Annotated in this window: 18 protein-coding genes and 2 pseudogenes; 5 read left to right on the plus strand and 15 right to left on the minus strand. The window is 37.5% G+C overall.

Features of this window, described 5'->3' with window-relative positions; genetic code table 11:
• Positions 1-27: 27 nt before the first annotated feature.
• The 4 genes from LA20531_RS01285 to LA20531_RS01300 form a co-directional block, all read right to left on the minus strand.
• Positions 28-1,824: an ABC transporter ATP-binding protein gene (locus tag LA20531_RS01285; protein ID WP_056940612.1), complete on the minus strand. Its 1,797-nt coding sequence runs from the start codon at positions 1,822-1,824 to the stop codon at positions 28-30.
• Entirely contained in the window at positions 1,817-3,583 is a 1,767-nt protein-coding gene (locus LA20531_RS01290; protein WP_056940611.1) for an ABC transporter ATP-binding protein, read from the minus strand. Before LA20531_RS01290 ends, LA20531_RS01285 begins: the two co-directional genes overlap by 8 nt.
• A gap of 83 nt (positions 3,584-3,666) precedes the next feature.
• Complete coding sequence (locus LA20531_RS01295) at positions 3,667-3,885, minus strand: YneF family protein (protein WP_013438154.1); 219 nt, start codon at positions 3,883-3,885, stop codon at positions 3,667-3,669.
• A gap of 65 nt (positions 3,886-3,950) precedes the next feature.
• Positions 3,951-4,214 (minus strand): DUF896 domain-containing protein, encoded by a 264-nt coding sequence (locus tag LA20531_RS01300; RefSeq protein WP_081775143.1) that lies wholly within the window; start codon positions 4,212-4,214, stop codon positions 3,951-3,953.
• 151 nt (positions 4,215-4,365) lie between these two features.
• Between LA20531_RS01300 and lexA the strand changes: the two genes are divergently transcribed.
• The gene (lexA, locus tag LA20531_RS01305; RefSeq protein ID WP_056940610.1) at positions 4,366-4,992 is read left to right on the plus strand and encodes a transcriptional repressor LexA; all 627 of its coding nucleotides are present in this window, start codon (positions 4,366-4,368) and stop codon (positions 4,990-4,992) included.
• An 18-nt stretch (positions 4,993-5,010) separates the two neighbouring features.
• On the opposite strand, the gene LA20531_RS01310 is transcribed toward lexA, so the two are convergent.
• The 3 genes from LA20531_RS01310 to rplS form a co-directional block, all read right to left on the minus strand.
• Entirely contained in the window at positions 5,011-5,814 is an 804-nt protein-coding gene (locus LA20531_RS01310; protein ID WP_056940609.1) for an SGNH/GDSL hydrolase family protein, read from the minus strand.
• Positions 5,814-6,461 carry a uracil-DNA glycosylase gene (locus LA20531_RS01315; RefSeq protein ID WP_056940608.1) on the minus strand — a complete coding sequence of 216 codons (648 nt, stop codon included), beginning with the start codon at positions 6,459-6,461 and terminating at the stop codon, positions 5,814-5,816. The genes LA20531_RS01310 and LA20531_RS01315 overlap by 1 nt, the downstream gene beginning before the upstream one ends.
• A 340-nt stretch (positions 6,462-6,801) precedes the next feature.
• Entirely contained in the window at positions 6,802-7,149 is a 348-nt protein-coding gene (rplS, locus tag LA20531_RS01320; RefSeq protein ID WP_003629071.1) for a 50S ribosomal protein L19, read from the minus strand.
• Between the two features lie 284 nt (positions 7,150-7,433).
• Between rplS and LA20531_RS11880 the strand changes: the two are divergent.
• Positions 7,434-7,550, plus strand: a pseudogene (locus LA20531_RS11880) (low temperature requirement protein A); the annotation flags it as partial.
• Positions 7,551-7,810: 260 nt separating this feature from the next.
• On the plus strand, positions 7,811-8,425 hold the full coding sequence (locus tag LA20531_RS11885) for a low temperature requirement protein A (RefSeq protein ID WP_082589049.1): 615 nt from the start codon (positions 7,811-7,813) through the stop codon (positions 8,423-8,425).
• Between the two features lie 51 nt (positions 8,426-8,476).
• Here the strand turns inward: LA20531_RS11885 and tnpA are convergent, their stop codons facing one another.
• The gene (gene tnpA / locus LA20531_RS01340; RefSeq protein WP_099202224.1) at positions 8,477-8,941 is read right to left on the minus strand and encodes an IS200/IS605 family transposase; all 465 of its coding nucleotides are present in this window, start codon (positions 8,939-8,941) and stop codon (positions 8,477-8,479) included.
• Positions 8,942-9,040: 99 nt separating this feature from the next.
• Here tnpA and LA20531_RS01345 point away from each other — a divergent pair, with 99 nt between their 5' ends.
• A complete protein-coding gene (locus tag LA20531_RS01345) occupies positions 9,041-10,372 on the plus strand; it encodes an RNA-guided endonuclease InsQ/TnpB family protein (RefSeq protein ID WP_099202226.1) in 1,332 nt (443 codons plus the stop codon).
• A 162-nt stretch (positions 10,373-10,534) separates the two neighbouring features.
• Here LA20531_RS01345 and trmD read toward each other — a convergent pair whose 3' ends face one another.
• The 6 genes and pseudogenes from trmD to LA20531_RS01375 all read right to left on the minus strand — a co-directional run bounded on the left by trmD (position 10,535) and on the right by LA20531_RS01375 (position 14,589).
• On the minus strand, positions 10,535-11,269 hold the full coding sequence (gene trmD / locus LA20531_RS01350; protein WP_056940347.1) for a tRNA (guanosine(37)-N1)-methyltransferase TrmD: 735 nt from the start codon (positions 11,267-11,269) through the stop codon (positions 10,535-10,537).
• Positions 11,259-11,774, minus strand: a complete 516-nt coding sequence (gene rimM, locus LA20531_RS01355; RefSeq protein ID WP_056940349.1) for a ribosome maturation factor RimM — start codon at positions 11,772-11,774, stop codon at positions 11,259-11,261. The genes trmD and rimM overlap by 11 nt, the downstream gene beginning before the upstream one ends.
• Before the next feature lie 66 nt (positions 11,775-11,840).
• Positions 11,841-12,113, minus strand: a complete 273-nt coding sequence (gene rpsP / locus LA20531_RS01360; RefSeq protein WP_056940346.1) for a 30S ribosomal protein S16 — start codon at positions 12,111-12,113, stop codon at positions 11,841-11,843.
• 88 nt (positions 12,114-12,201) lie between these two features.
• Positions 12,202-13,632 (minus strand): signal recognition particle protein, encoded by a 1,431-nt coding sequence (ffh, locus tag LA20531_RS01365; RefSeq protein ID WP_056940345.1) that lies wholly within the window; start codon positions 13,630-13,632, stop codon positions 12,202-12,204.
• Positions 13,633-13,635: 3 nt separating this feature from the next.
• Positions 13,636-13,977, minus strand: coding sequence for a YlxM family DNA-binding protein (gene ylxM / locus LA20531_RS01370; RefSeq protein ID WP_013438168.1), 342 nt, complete (start codon positions 13,975-13,977; stop codon positions 13,636-13,638).
• Between the two features lie 72 nt (positions 13,978-14,049).
• Positions 14,050-14,589, minus strand: a pseudogene (locus tag LA20531_RS01375) (GRP family sugar transporter).
• Positions 14,590-14,785: 196 nt separating this feature from the next.
• Between LA20531_RS01375 and LA20531_RS01380 the strand changes: the two are divergent.
• The gene (locus LA20531_RS01380) at positions 14,786-16,213 is read left to right on the plus strand and encodes an APC family permease (RefSeq protein ID WP_056940343.1); all 1,428 of its coding nucleotides are present in this window, start codon (positions 14,786-14,788) and stop codon (positions 16,211-16,213) included.
• Between the two features lie 60 nt (positions 16,214-16,273).
• Here LA20531_RS01380 and LA20531_RS01385 read toward each other — a convergent pair whose 3' ends face one another.
• Positions 16,274-16,681: a MarR family winged helix-turn-helix transcriptional regulator gene (locus LA20531_RS01385; protein ID WP_056940342.1), complete on the minus strand. Its 408-nt coding sequence runs from the start codon at positions 16,679-16,681 to the stop codon at positions 16,274-16,276.
• Positions 16,682-16,720 lie beyond the last annotated feature (39 nt).

A 16,720-nucleotide genomic window follows, 5' to 3' on the forward strand; every position in this document is an offset into this window, starting at 1 on the left:
GCATTCGTGCGAAACGTCTTTTATTAACTATTCTTTGTTTTCATTATTTTGCAAGGTGTACAAGTTGTAGTAGTAACCCTTCTTAGCAAGAAGCTGTTCATGGTTACCACGTTCAATGATTCTCCCCTTGTCTAACACAATAATTTGATCTGCATCGGCAATTGTAGACAAACGGTGAGCAATCGCTAAAGTTGTTCTACCTTTACGTAAACGTTTAAGTCCCTGTTGGATCATAGTTTCAGTTTCGGTATCAACGTTAGCTGTAGCTTCGTCCAATACCAAAACTTTAGGGTCTGTAACCAAAGTTCTAGCAAATGAGATCAATTGGCGCTGTCCTTGACTCAGTTCTTCGCCACCTTCGATTACCTTGGCATGATATTTACCTGGCATCTTTTCAATAAATTGATCTGCTTGAACTGCCTTGGCTGCATCTTTAATTTGCTCATCAGTAATATTTTTATTATACAAACGAATATTTGAAGCAATATCGCCATAAAACATGAATGGTTCCTGCAAAACGAGGCCCAATTTTTTACGCAATTCTTCTTTAGGATATTTTCTGATATCTACATCATCAATTAAGATCTCGCCTTTACCAAATTCGTAAAAACGCATCATTACATTGATGATCGAGCTCTTACCAGATCCAGTATGACCAACAATACCTAAAGTTTCACCTGGATTTACTACGAATGAAATATCATGCAAGATTTCATTTTTACCATCATATGAGAAACTAACGTGCTTGAATTCAATCTTGCCGCGACTGATAGTCAATCCTTCTTGAGCATTTTGCTTTGGCTCATATTGCTCATCATCTAAAATCGCAAAGATTCTCTTACCGGCTACTATACCATCTTGGAAGAAGGTCATCTGGTCCATCATAGTTGAAATTGGATTAAACAATTGTGACAAGTATTGTGAGAAAGCATATACCACACCAGCTGGCACAAATGTTGCCTGCAATGGAAAACCGAAGTACATCAATGTCACAGCTAAAGCCAATGAATAAAGCAAACTAGTCAAAGGTGAAAGAAGCAATGAGTTAATACGAATCATGTTGAAACGCGTATTCATCAACCCACCATTTTCACCCTCAAATTGGTTGGTCATTCTCTTTTCTTGATTAAACTGCTGAATAATTGAGACACCTTCAATTGACTCATTCAAGTTAGCGTTAATTCTACTCAAACGTTCACGATAGTTACGATAAAGCCGTGAACTCTTTTGCGAATAGAGCCAAATCACAAAGAGCAAAATTGGCACAAAGGCTAAAACGATCCAGCCGGCAATCACGTTGGTAGTAAACATTGCCACCAATGCCGTAACTACAGAAAATGCACCAATTACTACTGTTGAAAGCACAGTTAAGAAGTTGCTCAAAGTCATCGTATCGTTAGTAACTCTTGACACAATTGAACCTGCAGGAGTTTGGTCAAAATAGCGCATCCCTAACTTATGCAATTTCCGGTAAAGGGCCCTTCTGATACTCTCCAAGGTTTTTTCAGATCCAAGGGCAAAGAAATATTGGTAGGTAAACTGAATGACCGCTTTTAGAATCGAACCTATTGCATAAAGTAAGCCTGCAAACAAAATAATCTGGGTAGTTGCGCTTTGTTTAAGCAAAAAGTTGTCTAAGAAATACTGCAATCCACGCGGCAGCAAAATATTAATGATGCTGACTAAAAATGCCCCAATCAATGCAATAGTCATTTCAAATTTAAAGTGCTTAACAAAGCCCATTAAACGTTTAAAAATCGCAACCTGTTCTTTAAATGGAATTGCTTTAGACCACACTGATTCTTGCTTTTCTTCATTATTCATCTACATCTTCACCCACCTTTGCTTGCAATTCTTGTCTACGCCACATTTCCGCATACCAGCCATTTTCTTTGAGCAGATCTTGGTGATTGCCTCGTTCAATAATTTGGCCGTCTTTTAAGACTAAGATCAAATCGGCATCCATGACCGATGTCAATCTATGTGCCGCAATCATCGTGGTCTTATCTTTTCTTTCATTTCTCAAAGAAGTTAGAATTTCGGTTTCAGTCTTTGCATCAACCGCTGATAAAGCATCATCCAAAATCAAAATTTGGCTATCTTTAAGCAAAGCACGGGCAATGGACATTCTTTGACGTTGACCACCAGAAAGTGAAAGTCCATTTTCACCGACTAAAGTCTCATAGCCATGTGGCATTTGTAAAACATCATCGTGCAAATCACTCTTCTTAGCAGCTGCCGCAATCTCATTTTTGCCTGCATCTGCCTCTGAGAAAGCAATATTTCTACCAATACTCGTTGAAAAGAGGAAGTTGTTCTGGGGAACATAAGATATTTGGCTAAGTAAAACTTTAAGCGGAATTTTCTTGATATTGATGCCATTTAAGGTAATTTCACCGTCATATTGGTCGAATTCTCTCAATAGCAGCTGAATGATTGTCGTTTTACCAGCACCTACACGACCTACTAAACCTAAAGTTTGACCAGGTTTTAAGGTGAAATCGATGTTCTTTAACACTGGAATATCCTTTTCATCAGGATAAGCAAACGATTTAATATCAAAATGCAAATCACCTTGTAAGTCTTGAGCCTTAATACTTTGATCAGCGTGGGCATCAGTGATTAACGGTTTTTCATAAAGTAGCTTTTCTACACGGTCGTAGCTCGCACTACCTCTTTCCAAAATATTGAACAAATAACCAATCGCAAACATCGGCCAAACCATGTTGGCAATATAGGCAATAAAGGAAACGAGCTGACCAATCGATAGCACTTTATTTGTAACTAAAAGTCCACCATAAATAATGGTAATTACATAGGTTGCACCAATAACTACCGTACCCAATGGATCAAACAAGGAGTCCCAAACAAACACTTTTTTATTGATGTTAATAGTATCATCAACCATCTTGTCAAAAGCTTGGGTATCTTCTTTTCCTTGACCAAAAGTTTTAAGTACCTTAATGCCTGAAACTGATTCTTGAGTCTTATTATTCAAGCGAGAAAAGGCCGCCTGTGACTTATCAAAAGCATCGTGTAAACGACCCCCAAGTTTCCAAGCACCTAATGCTAAAAATGGCAGTGGCAATAAGGCAACGATGGTTAGTCGCCAATCAACGAAAATGATCATGGCAATCATTGTTGATAAGCCCATTACAAGTGAGTCAACCAAGGTTAAAACACCATCACCGGCTACGTTTTGAATTGCAGTCACATCGTTAGTTGCATGGGCCATCAAGTCACCGGTTCGGTGGCGCTGATAAAATGTTCTGTCCATGATCATAAAGTGGTCGAACAGTTTAGAACGCATTTGTCGTTCTAGTTCTGCGGCCCCGCCCCAAATTTGCTTACGCCAAAAGTAGCGCAAAATATATAAAACAAAGGCGGCAGCCAAAACAGCTAGAATCAACATCCCATATTGCCCCCATGAGATGTGACCTTGATCCAGCTGATCCGCCATCAGTCCTAATACTCTTGGCGGAATTAAGTTGGCTAAAGAGGTTAAAGCAAGAAAAGTAATTCCGATAATATAACGTTTCCTTTCTTGTTTAAAAAACCAACCCAGTTTTTTAAATATGTTCATTTACTCACTCCATTCTTTAAAAAGAGCACCAAAAAAGACGAAGGAATAATCCTTCGCCTCAACATCACAAAATAATCTAATAATTACTTTTGTTGATGCTTCATCATGTTCATTACTTGATGAACCTTCTTGTTAGAAGGCTTTTGTCCCATTTGAGACATCATAGCAACGATCATATCTTCACTAATAGGAGGATTTTCCTTAAAGTATTTCTTCATGTATGCTCTTGCACCATAAAAACCTGCTGTTGCACCAACTAAAAGTGCAATAATAATCAAAAATATTGCTAAACCTAAATTCATATTATATCCTCCATCTAACTAACAATAATATCTTACATAATTTTTCACTTTTTTAAAAGGCTTAATTAATCTTTTCTAAGACCTTTTCTTCTTTGAGCACGTTTTGCTCTTTCTGAGGTTACTTCTTTACCGTTTTTATCGATAATTACCATATCTTCAACGTCTTGCTTAAAGGCTGCTCTAAAGTTGGCAATAAACTTCTCATGAAGTTCCTTACGTTCAGCTTCTTCTTCAGGAGTTAGACCTTCCTTTACCTTCTTGTGGTAAAGTTCGTTAATACGGTCAGTTACCTTTTTTTCTTCTTCTTTGCTCATAATATCCTTATTCATAATATCCACCTCACATAACATTCCTAGTCTACCGTATTTTTCTCTCAAAAAAAAGCACTTTTCAAAGAACGCCTGTTTGAGATTGCTAGGCTTTTCTGTTAAAATTAATTTTAACGAATAAAATAATAGTTTTCATAAACGGAGAAAAAATATGCCTAAAAAGAATAGTGAAACTAAACAATTAGAAATTTTACGCTATATTTATGACACTGTCGAACATCGCGGCTTCCCACCTACAGTGCGTGAGATTTGTACCGCAGTTAATCTATCTTCAACTTCAACTGTCCACGGACATTTAGCTCGTCTTGAGCGCAAAGGCTTATTAATTAAGGACGCTACTAAGCCACGTGCCTTGGAAATTACCCCTGAAGGTAAAGATGCCCTTGGCATTAAGCCAAAGGAAATTCCAGTTGTCGGCGTGGTTACCGCAGGTCAACCAATCCTTGCAGTACAAGACATTGATGAATACTTCCCACTTCCACCAGATTTGGAAAATGATGCTGGTGAACTCTTCATGCTTAAGGTTCACGGTGAAAGTATGATCAACGCTGGTATTCTTAATGGCGATAGCGTCATTGTCAGAAAACAAAATTCAGCTAACAACGGTGAAATTGTTGTTGCTATGACCGAAGAAAATGAAGCCACAGTTAAGCGTTTCTACGAGGAAAACGGTCATTACCGCCTCCAACCTGAAAATGATACTATGGATCCAATCATTTTGCCAAAGGTAAGCATTTTGGGTAAGGTTGTTAGCCTTTACCGTAACAATATTGATTAATAATATTCACGAAATAAGCTAAATTAAATTTAGCTTATTTTTTAGCAAAAGATTGTTTAGCTGCTCTTCAAATAAAGGCATCCATTTCTCTAAATAGCCAGCACGCGTTGGATGGATTTCATCAGCCATATAAAGTGAATCTTGCTTTTTAAATTCGGAATTATGATAAAGATCCAGTACTTGAACTCCCCATTTTTTAGCAAGTTCAAGCGTACTATCTACCATTTGTTCATACAAATTACTTTCAAAGTATGGATTGGTATAAATCAAAATAGGACAATCCCACTTTTTGTGTGCTTCATTGATGATATACTCAATTGCGCCAATAATGGTTTGCGTATCAAAAGTATCATCTGAACTGATTTTACCCAGTTTTTGATTGGTATTGGCATCATTAGTTGACAGTTGCAAGACAAGCATATCTGGCCTATCTTCTGTAAGCTCTTCCTTAAAACGGGCAACGTATGAGTCACCATGATAGCTTGTATCTTGATCTACCAAAGTCGTGCCATTTTCAGCATCTTTAATAGCGTCGATTCCGTCTTTCCTCCATAAATAATCTACGAATGATTCACCTAAGGCACCAAAGCCAAAAGTAACTGATGAACCTAAGAACAAAATCTTCTTATGACGCAATGGACTTTCAATCGTTTTAACACTATTCAAACTATACTTGCGGCTGTTGCCAGGCAAATATGCAAGTTCAGTATATTTACGTTGATTTAGAGGATGCTCATCCAAATCCATTCTCAACTCATTTAAGGCAACATCAGATAAATCATTATTTTGTCTAATAGGTATTAAAAAAGTTTCGTTACTCATTATTTTTCCTTTTCTAGATAAGGCTTAATTATATTCCAATCTTTAATAATATTATCACTTAGTTTGCGATTGTAAAAAACAGCAGCTGGATGATATTCAGGAAAGATCGTGTATTTTTGTTTTGACCAAACATAACCATCTTTTTGTGGATTGAGCCGTAAAATTGGCGTATTTTCAATTACTTTGCCATGTTCTTTCGATATTTTATGTCCTGGACCAAGCAAACGTTCCAATCCGGTATTGCCTAAAGCGACTATTAATTTAGTTTGCGCATAATCTATTTCATAGTCTAAAAAAGGTGCATGGGCTAAAACTTCCTTTTTGGTTGGCTTGCGATTGGGATACTTAGTAACTTCCTTATTCTCACGTTTACTAAAGACCTTTTTAATTGCATATGGTCTGCTTCTGACTGCACTAGTTATGTAGACATCATCCCTAGTTAAACCTATCTGCGCTAAAGATTTATTTAATTCTTTGCCTGCATCCCCGCTAAAAGGAATGTTATTAACTATTTCATTTCTGCCGGGTGCTTCACCAATAATCATCAACTTAGGATGCTTAGGTCCACTACCTGAATTGATTCCTTCAAGTCGCATACCTGCAGAACGCTTTTTAACTTCATCTATCAACTCTTGAGGATAGTTCAACCACTTTTCCTCCCTTCTTACTTAACATGTACATTATAAGTAATACAGAGAATCATTTCACTTTTTTGCTTTTTAGGTTATAATAAACACAATTTAAGATATGTGAAAAAAACCGCCGGTGTGGATAACTGGCGGTTTTTGCGTTAATTCCACATGAAATATTAGATTTTTAAAATTTAATTTCACAAATTAGTATTGCTGATATATTAATATTTGTTAAGTATATTTTTATACTTTGTGATAAAAACGCTATGTTACACAGCAGTTTCACAGCTAAATATTTTCACAAAGTATAATAAAAAAATAGTCGATTCTTACGAATCGACCATTTTTCATTTTATTAACGACGTGCTTCAGCAATTCTTGCTGACTTGCCGTGACGTTCACGTAAGTAGTAAAGCTTAGCGCGACGTACACGACCATGACGCTTAACTTCTACCTTAGCAACACGTGGGTCGTTAACTGGGAAAGTTCTTTCAACACCAACACCTGAAGCAATCTTACGAACAGTGTAAGTAGCACCGATGCCAGTACCCTTCTTCTTAATTACAACACCTTCGAATAACTGAATACGTTCGTGAGTACCTTCAACAACACGTACGTGAACAGTAACAGTATCACCTGCACGGAAAGCAGGAATATCATCACGAATTTGTTCTTTAGTTAATTCTTGAATTAATGGATCCATAATATATTTTCTCCTTCTTCGGTCTTCATCAACGCACCAGCGCCAGCGGAACACCCATAACTTATAAATTCCGTGGAAAATCCACGCTTACTAGTATAACAAGGTTAGACTAACTGTTCAAGTTAAAAATCAATTACCAACCTAGCTTTTTTATCTTTGTAGTAAAATATTTTTTATAAATCAAGGAAGTGTAATGAATGAATAAAATAGTAAATTTTGGGGGCAAGCCACGTACTATCGAAAATGTGATTAAAAACCGTAAAATTTCTTGATTAGAATTATTCTATGATTTAATTTTTGCTGTAGTCTTTTCACGACTAATGGAAAGCTTACTAGAACATCAAACACTAACCGGATTTATTAATGCAATCCTGACATTTTTCTGGCTAATTTGGGGTTAGGGCGGGTTCAGTGGTTATTTTGATAACCATGGTAACGATTCAATTATCAACATTTTAATTATTAATATTGATATGATCTTAATTGGCTTAGCTAGTATTTTCATCCCTGAAGCAGTAAACGGTAATTTCCATCATATAACTTGGCTATATATCATCTTAGAACTGTTTATGGGTGCTGTCTGGATCGGTTTAGGAATCTTTGATAAAACACACGGACCAGCTGCCAGAGTTTGGGGTATAACTTGTTACAGCTGCAATCATTGCCTGCGACCTCTTTTTTTAGTAATCAGCTTTTATTCTGGTTCTTAATAGTCGGAACTCTAATCAATATCTTTGTAGTTATGTTCGCTAGTTCTCGTCTTGAGCGAGAATATGAAAGAATCAACATGGTTCATATAATCAAAGATTCATTGATTGAACGCTACGGTCTAATGACAATGATCGCTTTAGGAGAAATCATTTCAAGTCTTTACGACTTTAGCAAAACGCCGATCAATTGGAACCGATTCATTCAATTCACTCTTTGTATAATTTTGGTTGCGCTATTGGCAGCTGTATATTATCAAGTTTTAGGTGAACTTCATATTCAACTAAATTCTTCGATTGCTACATCTCTTACAGGCTGGTTATTTTTATTAGTAATTCTTTTTATCTTCTTAATTGACGTTAGTCTTCACCTAGTAATCATTGATGGGAATCTTGAAAGCAAAATTTTATTTAGTTTTTCTTTGATCCTCATGCTGCTAATGATCCGAGTTTTGTTTTTAATCAGTATTCATTTCAAATTGTCAAAACTTCAGATCAAACTTAGCTGGATTCTCCTGATTGAAATAATCATCAATCTAGCAGCTGCCTTTTTACCAGCCATGGGATGATCCTTTTAGATATTCTTGTTTTAATGAAAAACGCCCGAAAATCCCCGTATTTTAATGCGGGGATGGATAGGGCTTGCCGTCTCTAACGGCATTGTAGATCTGGTCATTAATGTACTTTTCTACTACTTCTTTAGACATATTCCCTATGCTACCAAAGTAATAGCTGGGTGACCATAAATGTCCGCCCCACATCTTGTTTTGCTTAATTTCGGGATGATTCTTGAAGAATAAAAAAGCACTTCTTCCTTTGAGTGCTTTGACTACGCTTGAACCTGATTTTGATGGTCTAAAGCTGATAAGCAAATGAATATGTTCAGGCATTACCTCCATTTTTTCAATTTTGATTTGATTATCTTCAGCTATTTGCTTGAGCAGGTCTCGCATCTCTTGTGCAAGGTCTTGGTTAGTAAAGATTTGATTGCGGTATTTAGTACACCAAATTAGATGATAGTGTGCATTATAGACGTAGTGTTTTTCATAGCCTGCGTCTTTTATTTTGTCTCTCTTATTATTCATAGTCTAATATCCTTTCGTCTACTATGTATCTATTTACTGTTGATTATAAGATATACATAGGCTATAATCAAATTACAATAATACAAGGAGGTGAAATACATGAAAAGAATGAGCAGTTTAACCTATCATTTTGGCGTTAAGCTTCGCTTTTATCCTAGTTCTAAGCAAAAGAAAATCATTAAACTAAACTATGATGCGCAGCGCTTTGTCTACAACTCTTATGTAGGACGCAATCGGACTAGCTACCATGCTAAACGTTATTTAGCTAATAGGCAAAATCGAGCAATGCCCTTTGCTTTTTCTGCTCTTAATAGCTATGAAGTCCAACTGGCAGAAACAGTAGTCATCAATAATGAATTATTGGCTAAGCCTAAGAATATTCGTGATGCTTATAGCTTTTTACGTGTTAAAGAAATTGATAGTCTCGCTCTTGCCAATGCGATTCAAAACTATCAGAAAGCTTGGAACAACTATCGCAAGATTGGTCATGGAATTCCGACTTTTCACAAAAAACGCAGCGACTGGTCATATCAGACCAACTGTCAATATCCTAAGCAGTCAGAAGCCTATCTTGATAACGGGACAGCTAGATTTATTGATGCTAAACATATTAAATTGCCTAAGCTGGGAATTGTCCGCATTGCTGGTTTTAGAAAACTGATTAAAGAGCGCTTGCTTAAGCAGATACCAACTAGAATTGGCACAGTCACGATAAAAAAGACCGCTGATGACCAGTTCTACCTGTCTATGCAATTAGGCAGCGATACTGCTTTTGTTAAGGAATTACCTAAAACACAAAGTCAAATTGGCATTGACCTCAATTTAGATAACTTCCTAACAGCATCTAACGGAGCAATGGTCGCTAATCCACGATTTTATCGCAAAACCAAAAAGAAGCTGGCCCATGCCCAACGTGTCTTGTCTCGCAGGCAGCGCCGGGCAAAAAAAGAAGGACGCAATTTGTGGCTAGCAAAAAACTATCAAAAACAGCGTCTAATAGTCGCTAAACTGCACGATAAGATCAGAAGACAGCGTAATGACTTTTTACAAGTACTCTCAACTGCACTAATCAAAAACCACGATTTAGTAGTTGCCGAGGAATTAAGAAACAGAAACCTGTTAAAGAATCATGCCTTGTCGCAATCAATTTCTGATGTCGGCTGGCGTAGTTTCCTGAATATGCTGGCTTATAAGGCAGATCTATATGGTAAAGAATTTCTAACAATTGATCCTAAATATACTACTCAACGCTGTCATGCTTGTGGCAGTATTATGGGCCAAAATGGTTATAAGAAATTAACCCTTAAGGATCGGGAGTGGACTTGTCCAATTTGTCGAATGCCCCATATTCGTGATTGGAATGCGGCAGTGAATATCTTAGAAAAAGGATTAAGCAAGTGGCAAAATCCTAAAATAAAAAAAGCAGCCTAGAAAGGCTGCAGTCCGTTAGCAACTTGCGGACTTAAAAGGCTTTGGTAATTAGACGACCTCTATCGGCAATAGTCAAAAGACTATTGCTGGTAAGTCAAGTCCGTATCTAAGCAAGTTGGTGTTCTGGTTAGCGCAAGCTAACGAGCCACTAAGCCCTAGACTTCAGTCTAGGGTAGTTGACTTTGCTTCAGCTTTAATGTCAGCCAGCATCTTCTTTTCTTCATCTGAAAGCTCACGCTTTTCAAGCATATCAGGTCGATGAAGATAAGTTGCCTTTAAAGCTTCATAATGGCGCCATTCGTCAATCTTTTGGTGGTTGCCACTAGTTAAAACCTCCGGCACCTTTTGGCCTTCAAAGTCTGCTGGGCGAGTATATTGTGGGTATTCAAGCAAGCCATGAGAGAAGCTCTCTTCAACTGGACTGGCCGCATTACCCAAGATACCAGGAATTAAGCGCACAGTAGCATCAATCATGCTCATTGTTGGCAATTCACCGCCAGTTAAGACGTAATCGCCAATTGAAACTGTTTCATCAGCTAAGTCATACACGCGTTGGTCAAAGCCTTCATAGTGACCACAAATAAAGGTTAATTCATCTTCCTTAGCCCAATCCTGTGCCATTTTTTCATTAAAGGTTTTGCCTTGTGGCGCAGTAATAATTATCTTACCAGTTGAAGGAAGTGAATCAAGTGCCTTCTTGATTGGCATGATTTGTAAAACCATGCCGGCTCCACCACCATATGGGGTATCATCAACATGATGATGAACATCGGTAGTGAAATCACGGAAATTAACTAAATTGAGATCCCACTTTTTGTCTTCAAGACCACGCCCTAACATTGAAACTTGTAATGGAGTAAACATATCTGGAAAAAGGGTTAAAACATTAATCTTCATCGCGCAAGCCTTCCATTAATTCTACATAAACCTTCTTGTTAGGAACATCAACCTTTTTTACTACGTCTGCAATATTAGGAATCCAATATTCTTTACCGTCATCTTCATGAACTAACCAAATATCATTAGCACCGGGCGATTGAATATCGGTAATTTTACCTAATCTTTTTCCAGATTCTTCATCAATCACATCGCATTCAAAAATATCTTTGTAGTAATAAACACCTTCTGGCAATTCACCACGATTATCTTCACTAACTACCAAAATTTGACCACGAAGTTTTTCTGCATCATCAATATCATTTACTTCATCAAATTGAAGCAGCCAAAATTGTTTGAAAGGACGGCTCTTTTTAATAGTCAAAATTCGATCAGTATCAGCCTTTAAAGCTAGCTGCATCCCTTCCGCAAAACGATCTTCCGGGAAATCTGTAATCACATTAACTTTAACTTCACCATTTAGGCCATGCGTGGTTAAAATCTTTGCAACATCAAAATATTGCATTTTTTCTCCTTTGTAGTAACAAAAAAAGCTTGAAGCACTCGGCATCAAGCTTTCTCTAATAGCAAATTACTTGTTGTATTTTGCATCGTGCAACTTAGCCATCAAGCCAGCACCTGAAAGAAGTGATCTAACAGTGTCTGAAGGTTGTGCACCCTTTTGTAACCATTCAAAGATCTTGTCTTCGTCAAGCTTCAATTCCTTTGGTTGTGAAACTGGGTTGTAGTAACCAACTTGTTCGATGAAACGACCGTTACGTGGCATACGTGAGTCTGCAACAACGATTCTGTAGAATGGCTTTCTCTTGGCACCAGCGCGGTGCATACGAATTTTAACTGACATAAATTAATTTCCTCCTAAAACTTAACGATTAATAATATACCACCAAAGCAAATGGGTGTAAAGTATTTTTCCTTAACAGCTTCATTTTTTATGAATGATATCTCTTAACCTTACGCAGACGCTTCTTCTTGTTCTTCTTGAAATTCTTATTCATGCGGCGCATAGCCATCTTGGCCATTGGTGAATCCATACCAGGCAAGTTGCTTAAGCCCTTCATGTTACCCTTAGTAACCTTGCTCATCATTTCGCGCATTTGCTTAAATTGCTTGATCATTCGGTTTACTTCAACAACGGGACGACCAGAACCGGCAGCAATTCTTCTACGACGGCTAGGATTCAAAATATCTGGATTTTCACGTTCTTCTTCAGTCATTGAGTAAACAATCGCTTCAGTATGAGCGATTTGCTTTTGATCAACGCTCAAATTCTTAAGTTGAGGATTATTAGCAAGACCAGGAATCATCTTCATAATTTGATCCAAAGGTCCCATCTTTTGTACTTGTTCAAGTTGATCGACAAAGTCATTGAAGTCGAAGGTATTTTCACGCATCTTTTCAGCAACTTTTTGTGCTTCCTTGGCATCGTAATCTTGTTGAGCCTTTTCAATTAAGGAAAGCATATCACCCATACCAAGGATTCTTGAGGCCATTCTGTCTGGGTGGAAGACATCCAAGTCACTTAATTTTTCACCTTGACCAGTGAAGAGGATTGGCTTACCAGTAACGGCACGAATTGAAAGTGCAGCACCACCACGGGTATCACCATCCAATTTAGTCAAGATAACGCCAGTAACGTCAAGACGTTCATCAAAGCCCTTAGCCACATCGGTAGCAGCTTGACCAGTCATGGCATCAACTACAAGCAAGATGTTGTCAGGGTTGGCAACCTTCTTTACTCGTTCAAGTTCTTCCATTAATGGTTCATCAATTTCAAGACGACCAGCCGTATCGATTAAAACATAATCGTTTTTATTCTTATCGGCTTCAGCTAAACCATCTTGAACGATTTTAGCAACGTCTTTTTCACCGTCTTCGCTAAATACTGGCACCTTCAATTGTTCACCGATTTGCTTCAACTGATCTACGGCAGCAGGACGGTAAATATCTCCGGCAATTAAAAGCGGACGAGCCTTCTCGGTCTTTTGCAAGTGATATGCAAGTTTACCAACAGTAGTAGTCTTACCAGTACCTTGCAAACCAACCATCATAATAATGGTAGGAATATGCTTAGACTTATTAAGAGGAACTGCTTCCTCACCCATCATCTTAGTTAATTGTTCATTAACAATCTTAATTACTTGTTGACCAGGGTTTAAGCTCTCTTGAACTTCCTTACCCAATGCTTCTTTCTTGATCGTCTTGATAAAGTCCTTAACGACCTTGAAATTAACGTCGGCTTCAAGCAAAGCCAATCTAATTTCACGACTAGCTTTATTAATATCTTCTTCTGAAATCTTACCCTTACCAGTTAAATTTTTTAATGCTTTTTGAATTCGTTCACTTAAATTTTCAAAAGCCATGGGTTACTCTCCCCTCAATTGATTTAATAAATTCGTTATTTCATTTTTAGCAGTTTGACTATCATCATTATCAATCGACAATAATACGTCCGCCAATACATTTTCAATATGGTCATTATCCCGGCGCATATGAAGCTTGTCTTCATAGTTCTGCAAAATTTTGCTCGACCGTTTCAAATTATCATAAACGGCTTGTCTTGATACATGATGATTTACAGCAATTTCACCTAGGGACAAATCATTATAGTAATAATCTTCAAAATATGATTGTTGGCCCCGAGTCAGCAATGTGCCGTAATAGGCATATAAATCGCCAAGCTCTTCGTTTTTAGTTAATTCATCCATTAAGTTTCACCAGCCTTTAGTATATCAAAAAAGGCCCCTGATCAAAACGATCAAGACCCTTCTTTTCTAATTTTACTTGGCAAAACCGGTTAAAATACTACCACCGACGATAAAAATCAACCCGATAATAATGTAGGTCAATTCACGTTTAGATTTTTCTTCATGTAAGAACCAGATACCACCAAATGTTGAAATTACTGAGCAAAGTTGACTGTAAATAAACGCATTAGTCACACCATTTTGCTTAGCAGAAAATAGATAAAATAGTGTACCAATACCAAATTCAACACCAGCAAGACTGTTTCGCCAGATCATCTTATTGCGATAAACTGCAGTTGAATGTGAACCAATAACATAAATTACAGTACCAACTAAAACACCAAGCATTTCTGGGAAAATATAATCTAAGCCATTTACGCCTGGATTGATATCCTTAGCAATCAGCTTTGGGAAACTTGAATAAATCCAGAAAGCAATGACTTTGGCTTGAGCTGTTGGTCACTCGCCAAAGATTAAAACACCAATCAATGAGTTACCTACTAATTGGAAACCGGCTGAAAGTGGAATAGTACCACTAACACCAATTCGAGTATATGAAATGAACTGTCCAATTTATCCAATAGTCCATAGCATCCCCGCTATAAAAGCAACTGCCCATGTTGAGGCATCAAAAATTTTTGCTTATAACTAAAAGTAAGCGATTTCGATATTATTAAAGCAAGATTTTCAAAATTAAATAGTTGATGTTTTAACGTATTTTTAATTATAATTAATTACATACTATATTATTTTAAGGAGGAGTTACGTTGTGAATCTTTGGCAAAGAATGAACAAAAAAGAAGATCCACGCGTCTATGAAAACAAGGATGGACACCTGGTTCGCTCATTAAAAGTAAAAGACTTCTTAGCATTAGGCGTCGGAACGATCGTTTCTGCTTCAATTTTTACCTTGCCGGGAGAAGTTGCAGCTATGCACACCGGTCCTGCTGTCGCAATTTCATTTATCTTAGCCGCGGTTGCCGCTGGTCTCGTGGCCTTTGCTTATGCAGAAATGGCAGCGGCTATGCCATTTGCAGGTTCAGCTTATTCATGGATCAACGTTGTTTTTGGTGAATTCTGGGGTTGGGTTGCCGGATGGGCGCTGCTTGCAGAATACTTTATCGCCTTGGCTTTCGTTGGTTCAGGACTTTCCGCTAACTTCCGAGCATTAATTGCCCCAATGGGAATTAAATTACCAAACTCTTTATCAAATGCGTTTGGTAACAACGGCGGAATTATCGATATCATTTCGCTGGTTTCTATCCTATTAGTTTCAATCTTGATTAGTCGCGGTGTATCACGTGCAGCTCGTGTAGAAAATGGCTTGGTTATCTTAAAAGTTTTAGCTATCTTACTCTTTATTTTGGTAGGTTTAACTGCAATTAAAGGCTCAAACTTCGTTCCATTTATTCCAAAATACCGTATGACATCTAACGGACCATTTGGTGGTTGGCAAGGAATCTATGCCGGTGTTTCAATGATCTTCCTATCATATATCGGTTTTGACTCAATTGCGGCCAACTCAGCTGAAGCCATTGATCCACAAAAGACGATGCCACGTGGTATCTTAGGTTCATTGGCTATTGCCGTTACCTTATTTGTTGTCGTTAGTCTTGTCCTTGTCGGGATGATGCCATACCAAAAATATGCTAACTCAGCTGAACCAGTTGGACTTGCCCTTCGTTATGCCGGACATCCAATCGTAGCAATCACTGTACAAACCATTGCAGTACTTGGTATGTTTACTGCTTTAATTGGAATGAGCATGGCAGGTTCAAGATTGATTTATTCATTTGGCCGTGACGGAATGCTTCCTAAATGGTTAGGTAAATTAAATGCAGATCGTCGACCAAACAATGCATTATGGACTTTAACTGTCGTTGCCATCTTGCTTGGTGCCTTCTTCCCATTCTCAATGTTGTCACAACTTGTTTCTGCGGGAACCTTAATTGCATTTATGTTTGTATCATTAGGTATTTACAAATTACGTCCACGTGAAGGTAAAGATATTGATGATCCTTCATTTAAGATGCCATTTTACCCAGTATTGCCTGCTTTAGGCTTCTTAGCTGCTTTAATCGTCTTCTTAGGATTAGACTATCAAGCTAAGCTTTACGCTGGTATCTGGTTCATTTTAGGATTAATTATTTACTTCGGCTACGGTATCCATCACTCTATCTTAGATAAAAAGAGATAATTATTCTGTAAACAAAAAGTGACTAGGAAAAATTCCTAGTCACTTTTTTAATGCCATCAATTAATCCTTATCTTCGCTTGATTTAAGCATCTTCTTTAATACTTTTACTAAGCCTAAAGTTTCATCTTTGCTTAACATCCCTGTAATTGTTTGATCAGTATCTTCACGGTGCTTTTCAATCTTCTTGCACAAATCGATACCTTTATCAGTTTCAACGGCCGTATTATCTGAAAAGGTGATCAAATTCTTTTGTTCAAGCTCAGAAATTAATTGCTTAAGCTTTTCATCAGTTACATGAATTTCTTTAGCTAACTTGCTAAAAGACTTACCATTCTTATGATGACGTAATTCAATTAAAACTTCAAGTTCATTAGCACTAATACCGAAGCTCTTTAAATCGTCATCCATTTGTTTTTCAACTTCATTACTGATCTTAGTCAGAAATGAGCCAATTGTACCTTCTGCCATCTATATCTTCCTTTTAAATTCACAAAAAAGCAGCGAAAC

Origin of the sequence: Lactobacillus amylovorus DSM 20531, from assembly GCF_002706375.1 — a bacterium.
In the GTDB taxonomy this organism is placed as follows: Bacteria; Bacillota; Bacilli; order Lactobacillales; family Lactobacillaceae; genus Lactobacillus; species Lactobacillus amylovorus.